The organism is Rhodococcus sp. AC861, from assembly GCF_979256035.1.
In genome coordinates this window covers 20,646-44,543 of record NZ_CEEDMW010000009.1, presented here as the reverse complement: position 1 = coordinate 44,543, position 23,898 = coordinate 20,646, and the positions used below count along the sequence as shown (strand labels likewise).

The window sequence follows — 23,898 nt, the reverse complement described above, 5'->3', positions numbered from 1 at the left end:
GACAACCCTTCGGCACTCAGGGTGTTCAAGGAGACGATTTCGGTGCGCTCGGGACCGGTGGTCGACTGTTCCTGCATGTGACGTCTTCTTTCGTATCGGGGTGACTCGATGCTCGGGGTAGGGGCGTCCGCACAGACGCGTCAGAGACCCTGCTGCGTCATCGGCCGGTCACCTCGTTGAGAACACGGGTGATCTCGTCCCGGGCAGCGGTCACACTTTCCATGTCACCGGAGATGAACAAGCGGCCGGCAGCGCCGATCATCTGAACATCGACGAGCGTCAAGTCAGGGGCCACACGTTCCGCGCTGTTCGCTGCGACGGCGGCGAACAGCGCGGGGGCCATCTCGTACACGAGCAGAGCGGAACCCGGCAGGAGCATCGAGGCATCACGAGTTCGGTTCAGGATCACCGCGTGCTGATCCCCGATGTCTTCGATGATGTCGCTGTAGAGAATTTTCGGCTTGAGTTGGTCCTCCGCCTTCGCGTCGAGCGTGGAGAGGATAGCGGCGCCAGCTTGCTCCAACACCGTCGGACTTGGGCTGTGCACCTCAAGTATCCCGTACTGCCGTTCGACGTATAGCAGGCCCGGTTCGACGTCCGGCGATGCCTTGAGTGCGGCGTCGATAACTCGCTGGATCGCGAGTGCCGGCGCAACTTCCACAATCAGGGAATGGTCACCTGCTTTGGGTGGATAGCCGCGCGCTCGGGTCGGCGTCGCCAGGGTGGCGGCGAACTGCGGCTGAAGGCCGTCGATTCGGAGATATACCCTGAGTTCGGTGGCCGGCTCGGATGAGGCAGATGTCGCCGATTTTGCCGTAGTCGTGGCGGGCAACGCCGCGGAGGGTGTGGTCATTTCTGGGTGGTGCTGACGGTGAAGTGCTTGGTCAGGTCCGTGTGCGGGCGAGGAATGACGTGCACCGACACCAGGTCGCCGATGTTCGACGCCGTCTCCGCGCCTGCTTCCGTCGCGGCCTTCACAGCGCCGACGTCGCCGTTGATGATGACCGCGACCAGGCCGTCGCCGACTTCCGCTCGGCCGACGAGGGTGACGTTGGCCGCCTTGACCATCGCGTCCGCCGCAGCCAGTGCCGCGACATATCCGCGAGTTTCGATCATTCCGATTGCATCACTCATGAGTCGTCTCTTCTTTCCCGGTGGTGGTTGTGTGGTTGGTGGTAGTGGTGTCGTGTGGCGCCGAAGGCAGATCGAGTACCCCCACGACAAGGGCATCGACCGGAGCCGAACCGGGCAGATGGCTCGACACGGAGCTACCGAGAGCGATCAGCACTCGATCTCCCGGTCCGCTGCCGAGATGATCCAGCGCGACGACCCGCTCGCTCGTCTCGTCCCGCTGCACGTCGAGCAACGCCCCGGAGGGAAACCCGTCCACACGCTTCGTAGCCCAGACCGGGCCGATGACAGTGGCTTTGATCATGACGACCGAACCACGTCGAGCGAGTTCTTGCGGATCTGCTCCCGCGCCAGTGGGGTGATGACAACGCTCCGCCCCAGCACCAGGCGTGCCCCGGACGCGACTGCGCGTGCGGCGATGCGCTCGCTCAACACCCCCCGCTCCACCTCGATGGTCTCGACATCACTCGAACTCGCCGTGATCGACGGCACCCTCGCCGAGAAAGCACCCGACTCCGGCAGCCCCTTCTGGAAACGGAAGGTCAGACTCCCCGACCGCACCAGCGGACCCGTCAACGGGCTGTCCAGCAGCTCCACGATCCGACCGACGAACCTCGCCAAATCGTCATCGCCGGCGATCGAGACCGGGAGCGCCGTCGTCAACGCCTGCAGCTGGGGGGCGATCTCACCGATCACATCACGAATGAGCGCCCGCAGATCGTCCGCACCCAGGGCAGTCATCGCCGCATCTCCAACGCCGCCCCGGCCGCCTCCGCCGCCGTCCGGACTGCATCCTCGTTGCCGGCCAGATACACCCGACCCGACGCACCCATCATCCGGTAGTCGACGACCTTGATCGGACTGGCCTTCTCCGCCTCATTGGTAGCCAGGATCGCGTACGACGCCGGCTGCATCTCCATCACGAACAACGAATCGCCGGGCAACAACATCGAACCGGCCTTGTTGCGATTGATCAGGAACGCATGCTCATCGTCGACATTGGAGATGATCTTCGACGCGATCACCTCCGGCGGCCGCGTGTCCGACTCAGACGCCCCTAACGCCTCGAGCACCGCCTGCGCCGCCAACCGCACCGCATCCGCCGACTTCGAATGGATCTCCAGATAACCGAACTGCCGCTCCACCACCAACATGCCCGCGCGCACCTGAGAATTCTTCAACGCCACATCCGTCAGAGGCTCGATGTCGAGCCCGGGCGCGATCTCGATGACCTGCGCGGACATGTTCGCCCGCGGCAGACTCCCCCGAACGAACGTACCCAGATAACACATCGTCTGAGGCTGCAACTTGTCGATGAAGATGAACGACCGCAGATCAGCCATGCGACGGACCGATCAATCCACGCAACTCCTCGACGATCAACCGCCGCAACTCCTCACGCAGCTCCACGCCCGCAGATACTGTCGTCGCGTCACCTGCCACGGCCCCAGCCGGTCGCAACCCCTCGAAATCCGGGAATGCCGCATTGTCGGGATAGGCTGTGCGAGTCCACTGCACAAGGTGCTCAGGCGACAGATTCTCGCCGAGTGAGCTCCCCCCGATGAAGCCCGTGCCGATCGACATCGTCAGAGGGAGCCCTGTTCCGATGCCCGCGTTGCCCAGGCTTCCACCGATATTGACGGCGACGCGATGCACCGGGAGCGAGTGCGAGTAGTCCAGTACGTGCTGAGGGTTCTCGCTGTGGATGACTGCCGAGTGCCCGACACCCACGATGTCGACGAGCGCGCGAGCCTCGGAGAGCGCTTGATCGAAGGTCGGAACCGTTCGTACTGCGAGAACCGGACTGAGCTTCTCATGCGTCATGGGTTCCTCGTCCCGCACAGCATCGATCGGCACCAGAAGCAGCGTTGTGCGAGCTGGCACGGACACCCCTGCCTTCGCTGCGATCTCGCGGGCGGGGCGACCGACCACCTTCGTGTTGAACTTCCCCTTCGGATACATGAAGTCTCGAACGCGGCGCGCTTCTTCCGTCGTGCAGAGGTGCGCACCGCGCTCTACCAAGAGCTTTTGTAGGCGTGGTGCCACGGTCTCGACGACGATCAGCACCGATTCGGCCGTGCATAATACCGAGTTGTCGAAAGCTTTCGAAGCCGAGATCTGTTCCGCAGCCTGCACCAGATCGGCGGACTCGTCCACCAGCACTGCCGCGTTACCAGGGCCCACACCGATGGCCGGCGTCCCGGAACGATAAGCCGCCCTGACCACCGCAGAACCCCCAGTTGCGAGGATGAGGTTCACCCGATGATCGCCCATAACCGCTTCGATCAGCGGGACTGACGGCTCTTCGAGGATCTGTATGACGTCTTCCGGGGCTCCGGCGTCGGTCGCCGCCCGTGCGAGGATTCGGGTAGCTTCGATGCTGGTCTTCACCGCCGCGGGATGCGGGCTGATGACGATGGCGTTGCGGGTCTGTAGGGCTGAAAGCACCTTGAAGTAGAGGTTCGCGACGGGACTGGTTGATGGTGTCACCGCGAAAATGACTCCTGCCGGCACCGGGTCGAGGATCATTTTCCTCGCGTGATCGATGCGGTGTGACACGAAGTCCGACGATGCGTACTCACGAAGGAAGCCGGTAGACACAGCCTCGTTCTTGGCCGCCTTGTCCTCGAAAACACCGAAGCCGGTTTCGTCGGTGGCCTTACGTGCGAGCTGGCGACCGTTATGAGACGCGACTTCGGCAACTGCCCGCACGATCGCGTCGACGCGTGCGTGATCGTAAGCACCGAAGGCCGACGACGCAGATCGGGCCCGGCTGAGGGCAGCGTCGACAACTGGAGGAAGAACCGAGTCTGACGGCTTCACGATGACCTTTCATCGAAGTTGATGTGCGCGCTCACGTCCCAGTGGGCTGATCTCGGGAGCGGGACCGCCCAAACTTTATTGGTCGTAAACGGTTGCCTTACCGTCCCATGGTCGTGGGACTGTGTCAAGAAGCACAGCGACACCGTCGACTTCGCCGCACATTGCCAGGCCACAGACCCATATAGCCACTTCAAACACGGACAAGGGGTGGGGGTGGGCACGGACACTTCCCCGAAATCGCTCAGGCAACTCCCTGGTGTGAGGCAGCCTGGGATCAGCCCTCCTGAACAACATTGGTTTGCATTTGGTTGTTGGGTGGTGTACTACTCCATGTGATCACCGTCACCATGACGACGTGTACTGGTGGCATTCATGGCGGCGGGACTGCCAATCATCCGCAAGAGGAGACACAATGCTCGGAACGGCCGCAGACTACGAACCGTTTGCCCGAGATGCGCTACCGATCTACGGTCTCGGCTCTGCGACGCTGACGCTGTTGAGCTTCTCCGAGAACGCGACGTACCTCGCAGAGTCCGGTAGGGACCGGGTCGTGGTGCGAGTGCATCGACCTGGATACAACACTCTCGAAGCGGTGCAGTCTGAACTCGCGTGGCTTGAGAGCGTTCGCACAACCTCGTCCGTCAGGACCCCCGTGGCCAGGAGGAGCCTCGACGGCCGGGACGTCGTCGTCATCGACCGCGGGGACGAAACACGACTCGTGGACGTCATGGAGTTCATACCCGGCCTCGGTGCGGAAGATCCCACATCGGGAATCAGCTACAGCGATCTCGGGGCGATAACCGCTCACATGCACTCTCATGTCAAGTCCTGGACACCACCGGCATGGTTCACCCGTTTCCGCTGGGATCTCGACTCCATGCTCGGGGAGGGAGGGCGATGGGGAAATTGGCGAGATGTCGTCAACCTCACCGAAACGCAGCGTGAGATCATCGAAAGAGCCGAAGCACGGGTCAGACAGCGTCTCGAGGCTTTCGGGACCGGACCCGAACGATTCGGGCTCGTTCACTCCGACCTACGGATGTCCAATCTCATCGTCGCGGATGGCGATATCGTCGTCATTGACTTCGATGATTGCGGGTGGTCCTGGTTCCTTACCGATCTCGCCGCGGTCATCACATGGGACGAAGCCCGCGACTCGTCACCTCACACAATCGAGCAATGGCTCACCGGATACTTCTCCGTCTCGCGCCTCGATTCGACAGCGCTCGCCGAAATCCCCACCTTCATCATGCTTCGTCGGCTGATGATCACCGCATGGATCGGAACCCATCCTGAATCCGAGCCGGCAGTGACCCTGGGTGAGCACTTCGCCGAGGAGACGGCGCACGTCGCCGCGCGCTATCTCGATGACCCCACGTGGTTCGCCTACAACGCCGAGCAGTTCAGATCGGCCTCAGCCGATCGGGGCCTGCTCGATGTCGGCGTCGCAGGGAGAACCGATGTGGATTGAAGGTTTGTCGGAATGGTTCGAGACCCTCGCAGAACCCTTGGTAGACGGGTTCCTCGGAGTGGGTGTTCTCGTCGCCCCCATGTTGCTCGCCCTCCAGATGGGCAGAGCGAGATGGGGCACCACGGTGCGTCGAATGGTCCTGCGTCGGGCAGCGGCCGGACCTGTGCTTGCCGCTGCATTATCGATTCCACCAGGGTGCAGCGGCGTCATCATGACCGTGTCCATGTACTCCCAGAAGCAGGTGACCTACGGTGCGGTCATCGCGGCACTCCTGTCAACGATGGGCGACTCGGCCTGGCTCATCATCGCCGCGGATCCGATTCTCGCCGTCCAGTTGAAGACACTGTTTTTCATCCTGGGCCTGGTTGGTGGCTACACCGTGGACCTCCTCGGAATCGAGCCACGCCGCGAACGCAGCAACAAACACCGGGCGCGAGAACTTGCAATGTCGACGCACCCGGCGTCTCAGCCGGGGATCCCACGGCAAGTCATCTTGAACCGGCCCATGCACCTCGGTGGAGGACACCCAAACCCCACCAGAAGTTGTGACGAAATCCCCACCACCGTCGACCCGACGTGGTGGGCTCGGCTCGAACCTTGCTGCATCACCGACACGTCAACTCCGCAGGCAATACCCGGCTCTGCACGACGCTCGCTCGTGCGGGCCTTCTGGATCGTCGTCACTGTCGGTCTGGCGATCGAACTTCCTTTCGAGTTGAACGTGATCGGAGAAGACTCGGCGCCCACACTCTTCGGTGTGAACGGACACATGCTGATCGGACTCGTCGGCTACGCAACGGCGACGCTGGTGAGCTGGGATGGACGACGGCATACCAGCAGATGCCATTGCGCTGACCACCAGTCAGCATCGACAATGTTGCGGCACACAGCATATCAGGCTAGTTCCATCATCTCGACTGTCGGAGCACTGTTCTTTGTAGTCGCTGCTGCCACCGCTCTGACTGGTTTCGACCCTATGACCCTCCCGTTCGCGGGAATCGCCGGGATTGCGGTAGCCGCACTCCTGGGTCTGTTGCCCTCATGCGGGCTCGAAATCGTCGTGGCAGCGCTGTTCTTGGCCGGCGGCCTCCCGCTACCAGCACTGTTGGCGTACCTCGTCAGTCACGACGGCGCTGGACTCGTACCCCTCTTTGCCGTCCACCGGCGGTCGGCTGTGGTGTCGACTCTGCTGACCACAGTTCCCGCCGTTGTGATCGGCCTGATCGCCCTCGCGTTCCAATGAAACCCGACAGAAGGATTGAAATGAGCGACCGGACACCTGATTTCCAGCGCATCTTCGAGCAGTCACCCGTCAATTACGTTGTTGTAGACAACGACTTCGTCGTCGTCGCAGCGACCGACGGCTATCTCGCAATGGCCATGCGAGTTCGAGAAGAACTCATCGGTCGCAACATTTTCGAAGCGTTCCCCGACAACCCGGAGGATCCCGACGCGAAGGGAACGGACAAGCTGCGCTCAGGAATCGAACAAGCTCGAAACACCGGTGCGGCAGAGTGGCTGCCCGGAGCGGTGAGATACCCGATTGCCCGCCCTGTCGAGCACGGCGGCGGTTACGAAGAACGCTGGTTCCGAGCCCTGAATGCACCCGTCTTTGATGATTCCGGCCAGGTAGTGTATGTCATTCACGGGAATGAAGATGTCACAGACGAGATGCATACAAATTGAGTTCTCGATGTGCGGATGCCCCGGTCATCGTCTGACAATTACGTCACCCATGGTGATGCCCGTGACGGGTTAAGCATGTGACCAAGGCAACCCGCAGACGCCGCTCGAAGAGACACCTCACGACGCCAGTCAGCAAGTGAAGAATATTTGGCTACAGACAGCGAAAGCGACAGTGACTCAGGAAGTTCAGTGCTGTGGACAAACAAGATGAATACATGCTCGCTTTTGACCGAACATGGGCACCCTTTGGCGGGCCGTCAGACGAAGACGTATTCGTGCGCTTCGGCATTACCTCGACGAGGTACCGGGAGCGCCTACGCGAACTTGAAGCAGAGATACCGGACACTTTAATCCGACGGGTAGGAATGAAGCGGGCCGACAACGTCAGCCCGATCATTGGGCAGGAGAACAACGGGCCGTCTTTCGACGAGCCGTCGGCACCGTATACGTAATTGCCTCCACAGTCCACCGTCGAGCGAAGGTATTGCTCGGGTATCACGCACCGAAGCTGAGACGGTGCGACAGCATGTCGGGTGGGTCGTGCGATAGTTCATCGCCTCTCTCGGGGCGACGCCAGATATCACCTTGTACTGCGAGACAATGTTGCGCTGCCGTTTCTAGAAACAAATTCATTGGCAACCGATATCACTACTGGCAGATACGATGATGAGACCGAGCTGTCGAAACGTTCGAGAGGAGGATCCAAGTGGCTCGCAAGATAGATGTGACGTTGATTGACGATCTCGACGGGACACCTGCTGAGGAGACCATCATCTTCGGTTACCGTGGCAAATGGTTCGAGATCGACCTCTCAAAACAGAACGCTGCCTCCATCCAGGCCTCGCTCACTGAATGGAGCACCCGCGGACGGCAGTCGGCGAACACCCCGACGGTGCGGCGTCGCACCGCGGCGGACACCCCGACGGTGCGGCGTCGCACCGCGGCGAACCGGGCTGACGCTACCGCGATCCGCACCTGGGCGCGCGAACACGGACACGACATTTCCAGCAGGGGGCGCATCGCTGCGCACATCGTCACCGCTTATCGAACGAGGAAGTGACCTCCGGTGAACGAGGACCCGGCTGCTAAGTCCCTAAACGTCGCAGATGCGACCGGACATTCGCCCACTGATATATTTCATTAGACACAGGCTATAAACGCGGACTGAGTTGCCAAGACGATAGAAATAGACCCGCTTCGGCGTCGGGTCCGCTGTCAATCAAGTCCATGTTGTCCCTGCAGGAGTCCCCAGAAGACCTCGACTCTGGTCCAGCCACTGTCACGGTCGACTGTCCTCGACATGGTCAATCAGGTGTATTGGAATCTGGCGCCGGTGGCAGGTTTCTCTTACCGCGCCGTTTTATCCGTTCTGCTGATAGTTGCGACATTTGTAGCTCCGGTCCGTCCTGAATCGCTCTCCCGGAGTACTGATCGGTACCCGTTGATGCTGCTAGCGCGTTCGACCTCGCTGCGTTCAATCTCGTCGAGGAGCGCGACCGTGCGGTCCTCGACGTCGTCGAGCACCAGGGCTACATTGGCGAGCGCGGTCTCTGTGTCGCGGCGCGCCACGATATCGGCCGCGTAGGTGTCGCCGAGACGGGCCTCGGTCGGGGGCCCCGGCGCGGCGGATGCGGTGGAAACAACATATGTAAGTACCGAGACGTGAACCGGACGGCACTCGGGTAGCACCGGGTGTCCGGGCCGAGAGGTCGTGCTGTCGCGTCGCTGGTCAGTCCGCATCGAGAAGCGCGAGGGTGCGCCGTAACAGCTCGTCGGCGCGGTCCTCGACGTCATCGAAAACCTCGGCCACGTCGGCGAGTGCGGTGTGCGCAGCACGGCGTGCGGCCACCCCAGCCGCATGGGTGTCGTCGAGACGACCTCCCGCGGCGGCATCGACGCCGGCAGATGTGGACATTGCACCGCCGCCACCGGCCGGATGCGCGGGGCGACTCCGGCGAGTGGGTACCGCGCGGTGCTGCGGGGCGGTACCGGTCAGGTGGGCGGTGACCACCTGCGCCACCGCTGACGGTGTCATCGCTACCGGCGGAAGCGGTACCGCGCCCCACCGGTCGATCGGCACCACCACCGGACCGGAACACGGCAGATCAGCCTCGCCGTCACTGTCGGCGAATACGCCCGTGCGCAGACATTGCTCGAGCACTCGCGTCGACGGGTGCCGATCCACTACCTGCATTACCTGTTCCCAGTTCCGCCACACCCACCCGAACCGGATCGCCGCGGCGGCGTCGGTGGGGGCACCCGGCAGGAGCAGGTGGTGTCGACCACCGATCTCCAGACCACCGTCGGTCGTGACCGTGACGTGGCGCCGATCGAGCGCGGAGATGTCCGCGGATCGAAGCCCCGCGGCGTGCAGGGCGAGGATCACCGCGTCGCGGCGACCGAACATACCGCCCGGCCACCCCGTGATGGGGAGAGCGGCGAGAACCGGCGCTGCGGCGGATCGACGTTCGATGACGCGGGCGACGCGAGAACGATCAAGCTGCAGCCGGATAGCGGTCACCGTTCCCGGTGCGGCCAGCCCTGCGTCCCGGTGCACACGGTTGATCACCGTCACCCGCCGCCGCAACGACTCGGCGCCAGCAGAGTTCTCGTCCAGGAAAACCGCCAGTGTCATCGGCGATGCGGGCAGGGCCGACACCTCCGCCGCAGCGCACCAGTCATGGAACAGTGCCCACTCGTACCGATATCCGCGAGGTACCGGCGGATGCTCACCCATACACGCGGACGGTAGTCCCTCACTCCGACAACCTGCGCAGTTCACTGCCGCGGACCCGCGGCGTCGGTCGAGGACCGTCCGGCGCAGCGGCACCATCACCGTGACATGCAGGTTAGGCCGGCCCGCCCGGTGGGCACGAAATAGAGGACTACCTTGCACGTCGGGTCCGTCCGGCGGTGGGCGCGGGAGTCAGAAGATGGGCAGCTGCGCCGGGTCGGCGCGTGGTCGCCGTCGACGCGGCGCCCCACCGGCTCGCCTGGTCGGCGTCGACGTCGTCTGCGGGGCAGCGGGATCGACGACGCCCGCCCGGTGAGCGATCAACGCCCGAACGGCGCTGCGGCGCTCCGCTCGGACGGCGCGGGTGAGCGTATCCGGGTCCTGGAATCGGTCGCGCCACTGGGCGGAACCGGGTGACGGTGATCCGAGAACGGTGTCGGTGAGACGGTCGAGGAGGACGTCGAGTCGCTCGTGCAGAACCTGCACCGCATCGTCGAGCGCCGCACCGTGCACCGCGGCGCCGCCGTCGGTGCGCATCGGGTCGTGGTGGTCGACGGGTGTCACCATGCGGTCACCGTACGCCGAACCATCAGTGGCAGTGGAGGATGCGGTGGGTCGCGTCAGCGGCGGCGGGGTTCGGCGGGGAGCAACCGGCATCCGCCAAAGGCAGGCCGAAGCGTCGTCGATTCACTCCGTGTGCGGTCACGGAATCGTTGTCGGAAGTACGATCGCTCGGATCACGTCCTGGACGAGCTCATGTGTCAGCGGCGGGCCGGCGAGGGTGCGGATGCGCATGACTGCCATCATGCAGCCGACGTCCGACACCCCGCATCGTGTGCACGGTGCCACGTCGCGGGCCTACGCGCTGTCGGTCGCACCCGAGCCCCTCCGGTCCGCGCACCTGGCTTCGGCAGACCACGACTCGGACAGTCAGTCGCGTGCGCGGCGCGGCGGGTAGTGCCCGTCGGGTGCGTTGCTGACGACGAGCGTCCGACTGCGCAGGGCCGCCGGTAACAGCGCGCGCCACCGCAACGCTTCGTCGAGATCGGCACTGGTCCACAGCGCGGTGACGAGCTCCGGACCACTCGCCGCGCGCGGTGACCGCAGCTCGACGGTGTACACGTACGGCAACGGGTCGTCGATCTGCAGCAGCGGCTCCCACAGCGCGCGGGGAAGGACCTCCCCGTCGGGGCCTTCGACGTGGCGGACTTCGCCGCCCCACCCCGCGGTGTACGCCCGTGCGGCCTCGATCACCGCGGACAACGTCACCGCCGCCCGCACGATGACGGTGTCCCGGTCGTCGATGAGCCACACCAGGAACAGACCGACATCGGCGGTCCCCTCGTCCCCGTCCGGTGACGTCCACTTCGCGCGGACGAGACCGAGAAAATCGCAGGACCGCGGCATGGGATGAGCGGGCTCGAACATCAGGCGTCGGTCGATTCTGTCGGCGAACGGGACCGACAACGCCGGTGGCCCGTGAGAGGAGTCGACACGGCGAACGTCGCATTGCGCTCTCGCCGAGCAACCGCCCGACCGTCGAGCTCCTGCACCGAGTATCGAGCAACCGCAGCGATTCCGCTGACGGTGATTCCAGATGTCGTTCGAGTGAATGACAACACCACCACGGAGCCACTCGTACCGTACGCCCGAGTTAGCCTGTCCGTCGAGACCGGTCGGTCTTGACGACGAAAGGGTTCTCGATAGCGTTCCTCCGTACCGCGGGCGGCGCCGCTCTGGCACTGTGCGCTATCGCCGCACTGTCCGCCGGCTGCTCCTCCGACGAGAGCGCCACCACAACTACAAGTACAACGGCCAGCACGACCACCACAGCCATCCGTACGACCACGACAGCACCATCGACGACTTCTTCCGCACCCAGTTCTGTGTTTAGCACCGTGCCGGCCGTGCCGACGGAGACCCACCTGACGTACGTCGAGCCGATCCCGATGCCCGACCCGGTCCCCTCGTTCGATCCCGAGCCGGTGGCTCCGCTCCCCCTCGTACCCGCACCGGCACCGGCACCGGCACCGGCACCGGCACCGAGCGTGTCCTACGCGAACTGCTCGGCCGTCAAAGCTGCCGGCGCCGCACCCATCTACAACGGCGACCCCGGCTACAGCACGGACCTCGACCGTGACCGCGACGGCGTCGCCTGCGAGAACTGACAACCCGCCCCCTACCGACAACCGCATCGACAGAACCGGAACACCTATGGCCGCCAGATACGAAATCTTCCTCGACGCATCGGGCAAGTACCGTGTCCGCCTCGAAGCCGGAAGCGGTGAGATCATCGCTGTCGGTTAGGCATACAACTCCAAAGCCGCGGCCAAGAACGGCATCGACTCGGTCAAGACCAACGCAGACGCGCCCGTCGTCGACCTCACCTGACGACCAACCTGCGGAGACCACCACCGATCGTGATTGCGCAGTTGACTATCGGCGACTGAGCGATCGGCGTCCCGGCACCGGCGCATCTCGACAAGCCCCAGCGTCGTTGCGTTCCACGCGGAATGTGGCCAGCTCCGCCAGCGCTCCGTCCGGGCACCCGCTTGCACGAGCACGGGGTGGTCACGGGTACCGGTGTGTGCGGCAGATGCTCGCCGCCACGGCAGCCACATCGACATGACAGCGTCTGGCGTGAGCGGTGATCCGTGCGTCCGCTGCCTCGACGTCGATGCCGTCGATGGCCATCACGATGCCGGTGGCCATGGCCCGGGTGCGTCGGCGGTCGAGAACGGAACGGACCCAGCGGGCCTGCCGATCCGGCACGTCGTCGGACATTCTGCGGTGGTCGTTCGGGGGCATGACGCACACTCCTGGGAGCGCATCCTTCGCATGAACGAAGGACACAGCCGAGATCGGATAGAGAGATCCGATCGGCAGGGGCTGTACCGAACACCGCTCACCCTACGCCTGACAGCTGTGACAAGGTGGCGCTCACGAACGGGCGCGTGGCCGCCCGCGTGCTGCAGCAACGAAAGGAGGCGCCCATGCCGGACGACCGACACACCGACACCGGGGACGCGTCCCGGTCGCTCGGGCACGCTATGGCGGAGATGGCCCGGATGATCCAGGAGGACCACGACAGCGTCGACGAGACCCTCTCCGCGATCACCGCACAGGCCGTGCACCTGATCCCCGGCGCCGACCACGCCGGCATCACCCTGGTGACGAAGAACCACAAGGTCGACTCCCGCGCGGCCACCGACGACCTCCCCCGCACCATCGACGAGCTGCAGGAACAGTGCCGGGAAGGACCATGCCTGGACACGGTCTGGAAACACCACAGCGTGCGCGTGGCCGACATGGCCACCGAGGACCGGTGGCCTACGTTCTCCCCCGCCGCCGCACACCGGGGTGTGCGGTCCATGCTGACCTTCCGCCTCTACACCCACCGAGACCACCTCGGTGCGCTGAATCTGTACTCCGACACCGCACACGGGTTCGACGACACCGACGACGACGTCGGAATCATGCTCGCCACCCACGCCGCCATCGCCCTCGTCGCCGCCGAACGCGAAGAGAAACTCGAATCAGCGCTCGCCACGAGAGATGTCATCGGTCAGGCGAAAGGCATCGTCATGGAACGCTACGACCTGCGCGCCGACGCGGCGTTCGCGATGCTGGTGCGCCTGTCGCAGGAGTGGCACACACCGGTCACCGACCTCGCCGAACGCATCGCACGACGCGACCCCAATTAATCTCATGAACGCACGTAATCAGACGGTGATTGTTCATGCTTGGGCTGGCGCGACTGGTTGCGCAGCTCACGCCTCAGCGGATAGACCGGTCGGCGTCCGGGGCACTGAGCTGAACTGATTCCGCGGCAATCCGTTACGAGCACGATGCTTTTCGGGGTCTTCCACGGCGCCAGACGTCCTCGGAGATGGCGATGATGTCCTCTGCCGTTGCGGTGCGGCCCCTCGAGCGCCACGACCGCGGACACGGCGTCGATTCACATTCGTCGGGTACGCCGATGACCGCGACTTCGGCGACGGCGTCGTGTGTGAATGGCGTCTTCGACTTCCCGCGAGGCGACGAGGATGCCGCCGGTGTTGATGGCGTCCTTGATGCGGTCGACGATTGTGATGAACCCGTCGATGTCGCGGGTGACGAGGTCACCGGAGTGGAACCATCCGCCCTCGAATGCGTGAGCGGTCGCTTCCGACACGTCCGCACCGCACCTGCGATGAGCCGGAATCCAGTGGCCTGACGGTAGGTTCAGGAGACGGTAGCGAGGTCGCACGCTTGTCCATACCCCGTTGGGTGTGTTCGGGTGAGGTTCGGTGACTGACCCGACCGATCGAAGGGCGCGACCGACCGTCACCGGGTGTCGTGTCCGCCGATGGAATCGATGATGCGCCGTGCCTCGTCGGCGGTGGTGTGGCCGCGGGCGTAGGCACCGGCGCGCAACAGAGCGGACGCGGCGAAGGCGTCGATGTGGTGCCGGGCAACAAGAATCCCGATGGCGACGTTCACCGTATGGCTGTCGGCGTTCGCATGTGTCGGCACGTCGAGGATGCGCTCGTCGATGATGTCCGTTCCCAGCACCCGTGCCAGATGGGAGATCATGGTGTCGGTGCTGCCCGGCCATGGTCCGTCGGGTGCCGAGGTGCGGCGGTAGAGCTGCAGTGTCCCCACCGGCACGTCCTCGGGACCGATCGGGTGGGCCTGCGCCCACCCGAATCCGAGGGCAATCAGCTCGTCGATCAGCAGCGGCCACCGCACCCGGTCCGCGCAGTCGCTCACGTCCACCGCCTGTGCGGAACGGGTGCTCATCGCGGCGGCCGGCGGGCCGCACCCGAGCATGTAGAACAGGTCGGCTGTGCACGCGGCGGTGGTGTCGGTGGCGTGCAGAACCCGGCGGGTGTCGGGTCGGTGAGGGGCCGCCACGACCACGGCCGCGCCGTCCGCAGCGGCCAGATCCACGCACACCTCGACCCAGTGCGCAACACTGCGGAGCCCGGCGAGCGGGTGGCGTGACGCAAACGGTTCGTCGGCTCCGTCGGTCATGGTGCTGCTCCTGCGTCGGCCCGGAAAGGTGTCGAGTGCGATGACGGTACCCACGCTCGACCACCCGAACCATCCGACGACGGTCGCCTGTCGCGCGCACCGAGACGACACCTGGCGGAACAGCTCATCCGCTGCGCGGTCACGCTGCGTTGCTACTGTGAGCCCTCATCGTCCGACGACACCGGTAGGGGCACCGACGAACGTGGCACCCGACACTCCCGACACCAGTTTCGACATCACTGCCGGACGCTCAGGGGCGACCTGCGTCGTGGCCGTCCGCGGCGACCTGGATCTGGTCACGTCTCCGCGTCTGGCCGACACGCTCAGGGAGGTCGTCCACGCGGGCGCGTCGACCGTGATCGTCGACCTGACAGACGTGACGTTCCTGGCCTCGACGGCAATGACGGTGCTCCTCGACGCCGCCGGGTCACCGGCCGAAGCCGGCCGGTTCGCTGTCGTCGCGGACGGCGCGATCACCCATCGACCTCTGGTGCTGATGGGGCTCGACCAGATTCTGTCGATCCACCCCACACGGGTTGCGGCCCTGGCAGCGACGCACTGACGTTCCCCGTGTCCCGCTGCGCGGTCCGCTCACGCGGTGCGGCGGCGGTTCCGCTCGGGTGTCGATGCCGGATTGGGGTAGTGCCCGTCCGGGGCATTGCTGACCACGAGGGTGCGGCTACGCAGATCCACCGGGAGCAGGTTGCGCCACCGCAGCGCTTCGGACAGGTCGGTGCTCGTCCACAGTGCGGAGATAAGCTCGTCGCGGCCCGCCGACCGCGGTGAACGCAGTTCCACGGTGTAGACGTACGGCAGCGGTGCCGTCGACGCCGCGAGCTGCTCCCAATCGCGACGGTCGACGAGTTCACCGTCGGGTCCTTCGATGAACTGCACGCGCCCGCCCCACGCGGCGCAGTAGGCGCGGGCGGTCTCCGCGGCGGCAGACAACGTCGCAGCCGAGCGGACCAGCACAGTGTCCCGGTCGTCGAGCAACCACACCAGAAACCCCCGTCTCGGCTCGCCCCCAAGGCCATCGGTATCCGCCGCGTGGTCGACACCCGACACGTCGGCGGTGCGCAGGCCCACGATGTCGAGAAAGTCGCACGACCGCGGAGTCCGAGGGAAACGATGGGCCATACGTCCTCTTCGTACACAACGAATGCTCGGATCATATGTTTTCGGTCACAATCACCCTCGGATCCGGCCGCCAGTTCCACGTCCCCTCCCCCGGTCGTCCTTGCCCTTGCCTGCACTTGTCCTCGCCCCCGGCACCGCCCGCCGCCGGATGGAGCAGTTCCCGCTGCAGGGTCCGCCCGATGCTGATCCACGACATGGCACTCCTGCACCAGGGCGCACCCCACGTGCCGGTCGACTACGCGACCTGAGGTCGTGCCGGCCTCGGAAAATCGCCGCGCCCGGGGTAACGGCAGAGCTGGTCGCTGCGATGGCACGGTGGTCGGGGCGTTCGGTCAAGAAGCGGCTGCCGCGCCGGCACCCCTGTCCATCGCTCAACGGTCGACCAACCGAGGTCTGCCTGCCGTCCCTCCCACGACACGTCGTGACGCCACGTAGCGAGTACCTCGGAAGATCGACAGTTGTGCCGGACCCGGCCGCACCCGAACTTGGCGACAGGCGACGGCGTTCGTCGAATGCGCAGCAATTCGGCAGGTCATACTTGAACCATGGACGCGCAGAACGCGTACCGGGCGACACAGGACTCGGTTCGTGAGAACGACCCGCCCCCGGTCAGATGGGGACACGCGGAACAGGACGCGGACGTCCGCGCCGCCTTCGGTAGATCCGTCGACACCGACGAAGGTCTCGACCGAGCACTACGGTCCTTGGTGGCACTGTCGTCGAAAATCATCGACGGTGCTGCCAGCTGCGGAGTGACCGTGCAGGTGGCGAACCGGATATTCACCGCCGTGCACAGCGACGCCCGCACCCTGAGGGTCGATGCCGATCAGTACGAAGTCGGGTCGGGGCCGTGCCTGCACGCCGCCCGCACCGGCGAGGTCGTCCGCGTCGACTCGGTCCAGGCCGAGCGGCGGTGGCCACGGTTCGCCGCCACCGCCCGGGAGGAGAACATCCGTTCGTTCCTCGCTGTGCCGCTGCACACCGAACGCGCACGATTCGGCTCGCTGAACCTCTACGGCGAAGCTCCGTCGGCGTTCACCGACGCCGATGTCGACACCGCTGTCGGCCTGACGACGGTGCTGTCCGACGTTCTCGGTGACTACGACCGGTTCGACACACTCCGCTCCGAGGTGCAAGGCCTGCGCGAGGCGATAGAGCATCGTGGTCCGATCGAGCAAGCCAAAGGCATTCTTATGGCCGTGCACGGCGTCACTGCCGACGACGCGTTCGCGATGCTGGTGCAGCGGTCACAGGACACCAACCGCAGGGTCCGGGACCTCGCCGTCGAGCTCATCGAGTCGGTACGCGACCCCCACCAACGGTCCCCATCGACAACAAAGTAGTCGGCGGGCGTCGATCCACCGGGGGCTGTCCCGGTTCGATCCCGTCACGGCCGCGCATTGCGTTGTCCAACATCGTCGTCACGAAGACGTTGATCGAGATGAGTTCGGAACGATAGTCGGAACGTCGGAGTTGGAGTCATGCTCGCCACTCACGCCGCCATCGCCGCAGCAGAACGTAAAGCCCAACTCAAATCGGCCCTCGCGACCAGGAACCTCATCGGACAGGCGAAAACCATCGTCAGGGAACGCTACAACCTGCACACCGACGCTGCGTTCGTGATGCCGGTGCGCCTGTCCCAGGAATGGCACACACTCGTCGCCGACCTTGCCTGACGCATCGCCCGCCGCGACCTGAAAAGACCCTCAGTTCTGCCAATTAACCGCGTGAGGCAGCAATAATGAGGATGGTGTGTGTCACCGTAAGCTCGATACCACTCGATACTATTGCGGCGGAACAGCCTGGTTATATCGACTTCGAACAGCTCGTAACCGCACCATGAGAAGTTTGGTGGCACCACGTGAAACGACTCGTCATCGCTCTGTCAATAGTTTCTCTCGTCGCGGGTTGTTCCACCGACGACGCTGCACCCACACCCACACAGATACCCGCCGCCGAACCGGCCCGAGCACCCGCGGCACAGGATCCGATCGGCACCGTCGTTCCGCTTCCGGGCGCACCCGAGGGCATCGTCGTCACGGCGTCCGGGATCGCCGTCGCCGCGGTGCGTGAACCCGACGGTCTCAGGCTGCTGGACGCGGCGACCGGGGTCGAGAAGTCGTTCGTGCCCACGGTCGGTGCGCCGCGGCACCTCTCCCTCGCCGGCCCGGACGGACCGGTACTCGCCCCACTCGAGTCCAGCGATGAACTGCTGTTGATCGATCCGGCGAACGGCGCGACGCTCACCACCACCCGCGGAGTCGGACGGCAACCGCACGACGCCGTGGTGACTGCCGACGGCACGACCGTCGTGACCAACGAGATGGGCGGCGGAGTCGTCTTCGTCCGCAACGGTGTCGTGACAGCATCTCTCCCCGCGGGACCGGTACAGCCGGGCGGAGTTGCCGCTGTGGGCGATTACGCAGCTGTCGCCGATGTGCAGGGCAACGGGATCTGGATCTACAGCGGGCCGGACCAGGAACTGGTCTCTCGAGCCCCGCTGGGGACGAAACTGACGCATGCGACATCCCTCGGCCCCGACCTCGCTGCCTTCGCCGACACCGACGGTGGCGCCGTCTACCTCGAGCGCATCACCCCGGACATCAGCGAGGTCGCTCGCATCGACGCACCCGGTAATCCGTACGGGCTCGCCTACGACGCCGATCGGAAGCTACTTCTGATCACGCTGACCGAGAGCAACATCCTCCGTGTCGTCGATGTGGCCGACCCGGCGTCGCCCCGAATCGTGGTCGACTTGCCGACTGTTCGTCAGGCCAATTCCGTTGCCGTGGATCCACGATCGGGAAACGTGTTGGTGACGGGCAGTGATCCCGGCGCGGAGTCGAGCCTGCAGATCATCCCTGCCGAGAGTGTCGACGTTCGGTGACACGGTCCTGTGTGACGACTCCGATCAGCGGTCGGTGAACACCCGGCGCAGCCCGACGAAGCGCACCACCGTGGCCACGAGGTTCGCGGCCACGAGGACGGACACCTCGACTGCTCGCGATGCATCGGGTACCCACCTCTGGAGGAGTACCAACGAGCCGCTGGTGACCACCAGCCCGAGGGCGAAGACGACGAGCCCCTGCACGTACTGGCGAACGATCGCGTCGGTTCCACGGATTCCGAAGGTGAAGCGGCGGTTGATCGCGGTGTTGGCGAGCGCAGAGACCAGGAGCGCGAGCACGTTCGCAGCCTGGGACGACATGACGACTCGGAACACCAGAAACAACAGAACGTACGCGGCGGCGCTCGCACCGCCGACCAGGTAGAAACGGAGCAGCACACTCCGGGTGCCGGAGGTCGCGGTCAGAGCGTCTCCCCCGTCGGCCTCGGAACGGGCAGCGCAGCCACGCATCGGGCGAATTCACTGTCCGGGCGACACGCTCGTGCGATGGGGGCCAGATCGACGAGTTCGTCGGCGTCACGCAGAGTCGGTGCTGTACTGACGACGAGGCCACAGCGCTGCAGGGCGTCCCGGGTGTCGTCCCCGGTGCGGTCGGTGGACATCTGCACTGCCCGCAGGGTCTGCGCATCGGATGCGTCGTGCAGTCCGAGCACCCACCACCCTCCGTCCTCGGCACGGCCCAGGATCGCCGACGAGGGTGCCAGAGCCTCGCCGATGTCGGTGAGCATCGCGGGGTCGACCTGCGGCGTGTCCATGCCTATCTGCACGACGGGACCGGAACCGGCGGCGTCGTGATGCGCGTGGATCAGGCGTTCCGAGAAACCGTTGCCGCGCTGGTCGATGACGTCGAAATCGGCCAGTGACTTCCGGATGTCGGCGCTCCGCATTGCCTCGACCAGGTCGCCGGTCATCGCGACTACCCGCCTGGCGAAAGGGGCCTGTCGGGCCGCGGCGAGTGTGTCGAGCAGCGCCGCGGCCGCCACCGACGCGGCGTTCTCGGCGGTCATGGCGGCCATCAGTCGAGTCTTGGCGAAGCCGGGTACCGGCGCTTTCGCGATGACGAGCAGGGTTGAATCGATCATGGGATCACCTTCGCGAAGTCCCAGACGGCGACCACCGTGCCGCGAACCGACCCCGACACCTTCGACACTCCCCCGGTTCGCGGACGGTACGTGATGTCGTGCTCGGCAACTGTCCACCCTGCGCGAGCGGCGAGTACCAACAGCTGCAGCGGGTAGCCGGAGCGTCGGTCCGGGACCCCGAGCGAGAGCAGGTCGTCGCGACGGGCCACCCGAAGCGCACCGATGTCGTGGACGTCGATGTGCAGCCGTGTGCGTAGACGCCAAGCGATCGCCATGTTGCCGAGGCGGGCGTGCCACGGCCAGCCACTGCGGTGGACCGGACGGCGCCTCCCGACAACGAGCTGAGCGGAGTTCAGCGCTGCGACGAGACCGGGCAGTTCTCGCGGGTCCATCGACCCGTCCCCGTCCATGACAGCCACGACCGTCGTTCGCGCAGCGGCGATTCCGGCGTGCACGGCAGAACCGTATCCGGGTATCGGCTCGACGATCACCTCGGCCCCGTGCGCGCGGGCCGCGTCCGCGGTGCCGTCGGTGGAGCCGTTGTCGACGACCAGGCGGTGATAGCCGTCGGGCACGGCGTCCAGAACATCGGGAAGAGCGTCCGCCTCGTCGAGACACGGGAGCACGACGGTGACATCGGAAGTATCGATCATCGTCACACCACCGGGGCCGAACCATCGGATGCCGCCCGTAGCGGTGCGGACGCGAAGCGTGTCAGCCCCTCGTCCGGACCGACGACAGCTCGGAATCCCAGAAGCTCGTCGGCCTTTGCGGCACCGGCAACGATGTGCCGCACGTCGCCGGGACGGAACTGACCTGTCACCGACGGCTCGATACCGCCGCCGTGTGCGCTGCACAGGATGCGCGCAACGTCACCGATCGAGATCGGATGTCCGGAACAGACGTTGCAGGCCACGAAACCCGCCCCGTCGTGTTCGACGGCGGCGAGGTTGGCGGCAGCGACGTCCCGGACGTCGACGAAGTCGCGCATCTGTCCACCGTCTTCGTACACCGTCGGTGACTCGCCGGACTCGAGCGACGAACGGAACATCGCGGCGACACCCGAATAGGGTGTGTCGCGGGGCATTCGGTCGCCGTAGACGTTGTGGTAACGCAGCGCCGTGACCGATCCACCCGTCGCCAGCGACCAGGCGAGTGCGTAGTTCTCCTGCGCGAGTTTGCTTGCTGCATAGAGGCTCCGAGGCTCGAGCGGAGCGTTTTCGTTCACCGTCTGCCACGTCACCGGCTCGTCGCCCTCCGGACACTTCGCATCGAAGACGCCGTTCCGAAGATCCGACGGGTTCCGGGGGCGCGGACGGACCACACCGTGCACGGGGCAGCGGTAGCGACCTTCGCCGTAGACGACCATCGATGACGCGAGAACCAGCTTTCGGCATTCGGCTCGGGCCATCGCGGCGAGCACTTCGGCAGTACCGAGATCGTTGTGGCTGGCGTAGGCGGGCGCATCGGCCGTGCTGACGCCGGCTCCGACGACGGCGGCCTGGTGGCACACCACGTCCACCCCCGCCATCACCTCGTCGAGGGCATCGGGATCACGGACGTCGACGGCTGTAACGTTCGGAACGACCATCGGGGACGATCCGTGGGCAGAGGGCAGGAACGCGTCGACAGCCGTCACGTCGTGGTCGGCCTCCAGTAGCGCTTCGTGGATGTGTTCACCGATGAAACCGGCCGCGCCGGTGAGTAACACGTGCATCGTTGCTCCTTGTCGTGTCGATCGAGGGGGCGAGTCGCTCACCAGTTCGTGTACGTCAGATGGTTGATCGCCAAGGCCAGCGCGACCTGCGCTGCCAGCCAGAAGCGCACCGAGCGGTCCCCGATCGCGACAGTGGCGACCGTCATCCACACTTGGAACGGCAGCCAGATACGCTCCGTCTCCGCTTTGCTCAGCCTGCTCAAGTCGGCGAAGACCACCGCCAGCAGAGCGGCCACCACGAGCAACGTCACAGGCTCGGCGCGTCGCACGCGCGGCAATGTCACCACCCGCGACAATGCGGCGGGCACCGCGAGTCCCACGGCGCAGATGAGAGCCGCAATGTTGCCCCAGCTCCAGTACTGGAACGGGCGCGCGGTCGCGATCCCCTGCCAATAACGTTCCTGGACCGCGACATACCCGTCGAACCACCAGAATCCCGACGCGGTGAAGAGGCCGGCGACGACGAGGGCGCCGCCGATCGCCGGTACCAGTGGCCGGATACGGCGGGACGCGATCAGGACCGCCAGAGCAGGCAGTCCCATCAGGGCGAGGCCGTAGTTGAGGTAGACCGAGAACCCGAGCAGAACGCCCGCCGCGATGGCCGCGGCGTCGTGGCGCGGTCCTCGCCCGGCTGCTGCGACGGCCAGGAGGGCGATGCCCCAGGCGGACACACCCGTGAAGAACCCGTCCGCGGAGACACCGATCCAGATCGCGCTGGGGGCGATCACGGCGAACGGGATCAGCCGTCGGGCGGTGTCGCGGCCGACGAGCGATGCCACGGCGACAGCGGTGGCGACGGCGGCCGACGACCCGACGATCACGCACAACCATGCGGCCGCTGCGCCTCCGCCGAGTCCGACGCGGTCCAACCACACGAACGTCAGGATCGCGCCGGGGGGATGCCCGGAGACGTGCGTGGTCCAGGACTCCGCCTGGCCGTCGACGATCCGGTCGGAGAAGCTGCGCAGCGTGGCACCGATGTCGTCGATACCACCGACCTCGGACAGATACTCGTCGCGGGACGTCAACTTGTCGACGAACCCTTTCTGCCAGCCGTCGACCGCAGCCAGACCGACGGTCCAGACGAGGGTCGTCACCCAGGTCACGAGAAGCAGCGGACGCCACGACATGCGTGCCGCCACGGACGGGCCGAGGATCACCACCAGCACGCCGACGATCACCGCGACCGGAGTCCCCGGCCCCACATGAGCGCCCCACCGCCCGAACAGAGGCGCGAGCGACGCGAAATCGTCGAAGTCGAAACCCATGCCGCCCATCAGCGGAGTGACGACAGCGTTCCCTCGCCGCGCCACCACCACTGCGGCGACGACCAGTGCAGCCGCAAGTAGTGCGCCGATCAGTTCCGGAAATCGAGGAACCCACCCGCGTCGCCGAACGGTCGCAGTTGAGCCCCTCACTCGGAAGTCTCGGGGGCCGAACCGTACGGGGGTTTGACGAAGTGAGCGAAGTGCCGACCCGCAATCGCGGTCACACCGACCGGTACCAGCCCTCGTGCCGCGGCGAGAGGCGCCAGTGTCCCCGCATCGATTCGCGCCCAGTCGTACCAGGGCCCCGCAGTTTCGTCGCTCTCGATACGCAGACATTCGGCGACGAATCCCGTTCCGGGGGTTGCCACTTCGACGTGAACAGTCCCGCTCTCACATGCGATGTCGTACGCCCGGGCGATGACACGGCCGGGATCACCGCCGATGCCGATGTTCCCGTCGACGAGAAGAACTGTGTCCCAATGCCCTTCGTGCGGAACCGTGTCGAAGATGTCGGCCAGCTCGGCCTTGGCGCCGCGCTCACGGACCAGCGCGACAGCCGCGGGGGACGTGTCCACACCCATCGCCGACACCCCCCGCCGCCGCAGTTCCTCGACCAACCGGCCCGGACCACACGCGAGATCGATCGTGCGCCCGCGGCAGAGGGCCAGCAACGTCTCGTCCACCGCTCGATCATCGGCGCTCGCGTGATCACCGCCGAGCCAACGGTCGACCGGCAACGGGTGACGAGGCCCGTCGCGGTGGCGAACCCACCACGACGTCTGCGGCATCGTCGGGGTGAAAAGAGCGTCGAAACAGTTCGGGTCCTCGCCCGCCGACGTCGTTGTCACACGAATCCTTTCATGACGCGCCCGACCCGATGCCGCAGCAGGTGCGCTCCGCACTCTCCCCCGACAGGAATGGTTCT

General features: G+C 65.4%; 32 protein-coding genes and 1 pseudogene. 14 read left to right on the top strand and 19 right to left on the bottom strand.

Features of this window, described 5'->3' with window-relative positions:
• Positions 1 to 157: 157 nt before the first annotated feature.
• Genes AC0IX4_RS22525 through AC0IX4_RS22500 form a run of 6 tightly spaced genes read right to left on the bottom strand, consistent with a single transcriptional unit; the run spans position 158 to position 3,954 of the window.
• Positions 158 to 853 (bottom strand): microcompartment protein, encoded by a 696-nt coding sequence (locus AC0IX4_RS22525; protein WP_471831270.1) that lies wholly within the window; start codon positions 851 to 853, stop codon positions 158 to 160.
• On the bottom strand, positions 850 to 1,134 hold the full coding sequence (locus AC0IX4_RS22520; protein WP_471831269.1) for a BMC domain-containing protein: 285 nt from the start codon (positions 1,132 to 1,134) through the stop codon (positions 850 to 852). Before AC0IX4_RS22520 ends, AC0IX4_RS22525 begins: the two co-directional genes overlap by 4 nt.
• Positions 1,127 to 1,435, bottom strand: a complete 309-nt coding sequence (locus AC0IX4_RS22515; RefSeq protein ID WP_471831268.1) for a EutN/CcmL family microcompartment protein — start codon at positions 1,433 to 1,435, stop codon at positions 1,127 to 1,129. Before AC0IX4_RS22515 ends, AC0IX4_RS22520 begins: the two co-directional genes overlap by 8 nt.
• Positions 1,432 to 1,872: a hypothetical protein gene (locus AC0IX4_RS22510; RefSeq protein WP_471831267.1), complete on the bottom strand. Its 441-nt coding sequence runs from the start codon at positions 1,870 to 1,872 to the stop codon at positions 1,432 to 1,434. Before AC0IX4_RS22510 ends, AC0IX4_RS22515 begins: the two co-directional genes overlap by 4 nt.
• The gene (locus AC0IX4_RS22505) at positions 1,869 to 2,474 is read right to left on the bottom strand and encodes a hypothetical protein (protein ID WP_471831266.1); all 606 of its coding nucleotides are present in this window, start codon (positions 2,472 to 2,474) and stop codon (positions 1,869 to 1,871) included. Before AC0IX4_RS22505 ends, AC0IX4_RS22510 begins: the two co-directional genes overlap by 4 nt.
• The gene (locus tag AC0IX4_RS22500) at positions 2,467 to 3,954 is read right to left on the bottom strand and encodes an aldehyde dehydrogenase family protein (protein ID WP_471831265.1); all 1,488 of its coding nucleotides are present in this window, start codon (positions 3,952 to 3,954) and stop codon (positions 2,467 to 2,469) included. Before AC0IX4_RS22500 ends, AC0IX4_RS22505 begins: the two co-directional genes overlap by 8 nt.
• 355 nt (positions 3,955 to 4,309) lie before the next feature.
• Here AC0IX4_RS22500 and AC0IX4_RS22495 point away from each other — a divergent pair, with 355 nt between their 5' ends.
• From AC0IX4_RS22495 to AC0IX4_RS22475, 5 genes are all read left to right on the top strand, one after another.
• A complete protein-coding gene (locus AC0IX4_RS22495) occupies positions 4,310 to 5,425 on the top strand; it encodes a phosphotransferase enzyme family protein (protein ID WP_471831264.1) in 1,116 nt (371 codons plus the stop codon).
• Positions 5,322 to 6,668 carry a putative manganese transporter gene (locus AC0IX4_RS22490; protein ID WP_471831363.1) on the top strand — a complete coding sequence of 449 codons (1,347 nt, stop codon included), beginning with the start codon at positions 5,322 to 5,324 and terminating at the stop codon, positions 6,666 to 6,668. Before AC0IX4_RS22495 ends, AC0IX4_RS22490 begins: the two co-directional genes overlap by 104 nt.
• Positions 6,669 to 6,688: 20 nt before the next feature.
• Positions 6,689 to 7,111 carry a PAS domain-containing protein gene (locus AC0IX4_RS22485; protein WP_471831263.1) on the top strand — a complete coding sequence of 141 codons (423 nt, stop codon included), beginning with the start codon at positions 6,689 to 6,691 and terminating at the stop codon, positions 7,109 to 7,111.
• Positions 7,112 to 7,305: 194 nt separating this feature from the next.
• Positions 7,306 to 7,563 (top strand): DUF3263 domain-containing protein, encoded by a 258-nt coding sequence (locus AC0IX4_RS22480; RefSeq protein WP_471831262.1) that lies wholly within the window; start codon positions 7,306 to 7,308, stop codon positions 7,561 to 7,563.
• 254 nt (positions 7,564 to 7,817) lie between these two features.
• Positions 7,818 to 8,171 (top strand): histone-like nucleoid-structuring protein Lsr2, encoded by a 354-nt coding sequence (locus tag AC0IX4_RS22475; protein ID WP_471831261.1) that lies wholly within the window; start codon positions 7,818 to 7,820, stop codon positions 8,169 to 8,171.
• A gap of 669 nt (positions 8,172 to 8,840) precedes the next feature.
• Here the strand turns inward: AC0IX4_RS22475 and AC0IX4_RS22470 are convergent.
• The 3 genes from AC0IX4_RS22470 to AC0IX4_RS22460 all read right to left on the bottom strand — a co-directional run bounded on the left by AC0IX4_RS22470 (position 8,841) and on the right by AC0IX4_RS22460 (position 11,273).
• Positions 8,841 to 9,848 carry a hypothetical protein gene (locus tag AC0IX4_RS22470; RefSeq protein WP_471831260.1) on the bottom strand — a complete coding sequence of 336 codons (1,008 nt, stop codon included), beginning with the start codon at positions 9,846 to 9,848 and terminating at the stop codon, positions 8,841 to 8,843.
• Between the two features lie 189 nt (positions 9,849 to 10,037).
• On the bottom strand, positions 10,038 to 10,412 hold the full coding sequence (locus AC0IX4_RS22465) for a hypothetical protein (RefSeq protein WP_471831259.1): 375 nt from the start codon (positions 10,410 to 10,412) through the stop codon (positions 10,038 to 10,040).
• A 363-nt stretch (positions 10,413 to 10,775) separates the two neighbouring features.
• Entirely contained in the window at positions 10,776 to 11,273 is a 498-nt protein-coding gene (locus AC0IX4_RS22460; RefSeq protein ID WP_471831258.1) for a hypothetical protein, read from the bottom strand.
• 316 nt (positions 11,274 to 11,589) lie between these two features.
• Here AC0IX4_RS22460 and AC0IX4_RS22455 point away from each other — a divergent pair, with 316 nt between their 5' ends.
• From AC0IX4_RS22455 to AC0IX4_RS22440, 4 genes and pseudogenes are all read left to right on the top strand, one after another.
• Positions 11,590 to 11,739 carry a hypothetical protein gene (locus AC0IX4_RS22455; RefSeq protein ID WP_471831256.1) on the top strand — a complete coding sequence of 50 codons (150 nt, stop codon included), beginning with the start codon at positions 11,590 to 11,592 and terminating at the stop codon, positions 11,737 to 11,739.
• 13 nt (positions 11,740 to 11,752) lie between these two features.
• Entirely contained in the window at positions 11,753 to 12,013 is a 261-nt protein-coding gene (locus AC0IX4_RS22450) for an excalibur calcium-binding domain-containing protein (RefSeq protein ID WP_471831255.1), read from the top strand.
• A 46-nt stretch (positions 12,014 to 12,059) separates the two neighbouring features.
• Positions 12,060 to 12,152: a YegP family protein gene (locus tag AC0IX4_RS22445; protein WP_471831253.1), complete on the top strand. Its 93-nt coding sequence runs from the start codon at positions 12,060 to 12,062 to the stop codon at positions 12,150 to 12,152.
• Between the two features lie 12 nt (positions 12,153 to 12,164).
• A pseudogene (locus tag AC0IX4_RS22440) lies at positions 12,165 to 12,236 on the top strand (DUF1508 domain-containing protein); the annotation flags it as partial.
• A 180-nt stretch (positions 12,237 to 12,416) separates the two neighbouring features.
• Here the strand turns inward: AC0IX4_RS22440 and AC0IX4_RS22435 are convergent.
• A complete protein-coding gene (locus tag AC0IX4_RS22435; protein WP_471831252.1) occupies positions 12,417 to 12,653 on the bottom strand; it encodes an ANTAR domain-containing protein in 237 nt (78 codons plus the stop codon).
• Between the two features lie 185 nt (positions 12,654 to 12,838).
• Here AC0IX4_RS22435 and AC0IX4_RS22430 point away from each other — a divergent pair, with 185 nt between their 5' ends.
• A complete protein-coding gene (locus AC0IX4_RS22430) occupies positions 12,839 to 13,549 on the top strand; it encodes a GAF and ANTAR domain-containing protein (RefSeq protein WP_471831251.1) in 711 nt (236 codons plus the stop codon).
• A gap of 254 nt (positions 13,550 to 13,803) precedes the next feature.
• Here the strand turns inward: AC0IX4_RS22430 and AC0IX4_RS22425 are convergent, their stop codons facing one another.
• Positions 13,804 to 14,019 (bottom strand): hypothetical protein, encoded by a 216-nt coding sequence (locus tag AC0IX4_RS22425; protein ID WP_471831250.1) that lies wholly within the window; start codon positions 14,017 to 14,019, stop codon positions 13,804 to 13,806.
• A 152-nt stretch (positions 14,020 to 14,171) separates the two neighbouring features.
• Entirely contained in the window at positions 14,172 to 14,861 is a 690-nt protein-coding gene (locus tag AC0IX4_RS22420) for an ANTAR domain-containing protein (RefSeq protein WP_471831249.1), read from the bottom strand.
• Between the two features lie 202 nt (positions 14,862 to 15,063).
• Here AC0IX4_RS22420 and AC0IX4_RS22415 point away from each other — a divergent pair, with 202 nt between their 5' ends.
• On the top strand, positions 15,064 to 15,423 hold the full coding sequence (locus tag AC0IX4_RS22415) for an STAS domain-containing protein (protein WP_471831248.1): 360 nt from the start codon (positions 15,064 to 15,066) through the stop codon (positions 15,421 to 15,423).
• Positions 15,424 to 15,452: 29 nt separating this feature from the next.
• Here the strand turns inward: AC0IX4_RS22415 and AC0IX4_RS22410 are convergent, their stop codons facing one another.
• Positions 15,453 to 15,998 carry a hypothetical protein gene (locus AC0IX4_RS22410; RefSeq protein WP_471831246.1) on the bottom strand — a complete coding sequence of 182 codons (546 nt, stop codon included), beginning with the start codon at positions 15,996 to 15,998 and terminating at the stop codon, positions 15,453 to 15,455.
• Between the two features lie 545 nt (positions 15,999 to 16,543).
• Between AC0IX4_RS22410 and AC0IX4_RS22405 the strand changes: the two genes are divergently transcribed.
• The 3 genes from AC0IX4_RS22405 to AC0IX4_RS22395 all read left to right on the top strand — a co-directional run bounded on the left by AC0IX4_RS22405 (position 16,544) and on the right by AC0IX4_RS22395 (position 18,885).
• Positions 16,544 to 17,341: an ANTAR domain-containing protein gene (locus AC0IX4_RS22405; protein WP_471831244.1), complete on the top strand. Its 798-nt coding sequence runs from the start codon at positions 16,544 to 16,546 to the stop codon at positions 17,339 to 17,341.
• A 138-nt stretch (positions 17,342 to 17,479) separates the two neighbouring features.
• Complete coding sequence (locus tag AC0IX4_RS22400; RefSeq protein ID WP_471831242.1) at positions 17,480 to 17,674, top strand: ANTAR domain-containing protein; 195 nt, start codon at positions 17,480 to 17,482, stop codon at positions 17,672 to 17,674.
• Between the two features lie 185 nt (positions 17,675 to 17,859).
• Entirely contained in the window at positions 17,860 to 18,885 is a 1,026-nt protein-coding gene (locus tag AC0IX4_RS22395) for an NHL repeat-containing protein (RefSeq protein ID WP_471831241.1), read from the top strand.
• Positions 18,886 to 18,909: 24 nt separating this feature from the next.
• On the opposite strand, the gene AC0IX4_RS22390 is transcribed toward AC0IX4_RS22395, so the two are convergent.
• From AC0IX4_RS22390 to AC0IX4_RS22365, 6 genes are read right to left on the bottom strand one after another with little or no spacing between them, the layout of a single operon-like run.
• The gene (locus tag AC0IX4_RS22390) at positions 18,910 to 19,284 is read right to left on the bottom strand and encodes a GtrA family protein (protein WP_471831240.1); all 375 of its coding nucleotides are present in this window, start codon (positions 19,282 to 19,284) and stop codon (positions 18,910 to 18,912) included.
• Positions 19,285 to 19,307: 23 nt separating this feature from the next.
• The gene (locus AC0IX4_RS22385; RefSeq protein ID WP_471831238.1) at positions 19,308 to 19,988 is read right to left on the bottom strand and encodes a TIGR04282 family arsenosugar biosynthesis glycosyltransferase; all 681 of its coding nucleotides are present in this window, start codon (positions 19,986 to 19,988) and stop codon (positions 19,308 to 19,310) included.
• Positions 19,985 to 20,641, bottom strand: coding sequence for a glycosyltransferase family 2 protein (locus AC0IX4_RS22380; protein WP_471831237.1), 657 nt, complete (start codon positions 20,639 to 20,641; stop codon positions 19,985 to 19,987). Before AC0IX4_RS22380 ends, AC0IX4_RS22385 begins: the two co-directional genes overlap by 4 nt.
• A 2-nt stretch (positions 20,642 to 20,643) precedes the next feature.
• The gene (locus AC0IX4_RS22375; RefSeq protein WP_471831236.1) at positions 20,644 to 21,705 is read right to left on the bottom strand and encodes an NAD-dependent epimerase/dehydratase family protein; all 1,062 of its coding nucleotides are present in this window, start codon (positions 21,703 to 21,705) and stop codon (positions 20,644 to 20,646) included.
• 38 nt (positions 21,706 to 21,743) lie between these two features.
• A complete protein-coding gene (locus tag AC0IX4_RS22370) occupies positions 21,744 to 23,123 on the bottom strand; it encodes a hypothetical protein (RefSeq protein WP_471831235.1) in 1,380 nt (459 codons plus the stop codon).
• Positions 23,120 to 23,821, bottom strand: coding sequence for a methyltransferase domain-containing protein (locus AC0IX4_RS22365; protein WP_471831234.1), 702 nt, complete (start codon positions 23,819 to 23,821; stop codon positions 23,120 to 23,122). Before AC0IX4_RS22365 ends, AC0IX4_RS22370 begins: the two co-directional genes overlap by 4 nt.
• Positions 23,822 to 23,898: the final 77 nt, after the last annotated feature.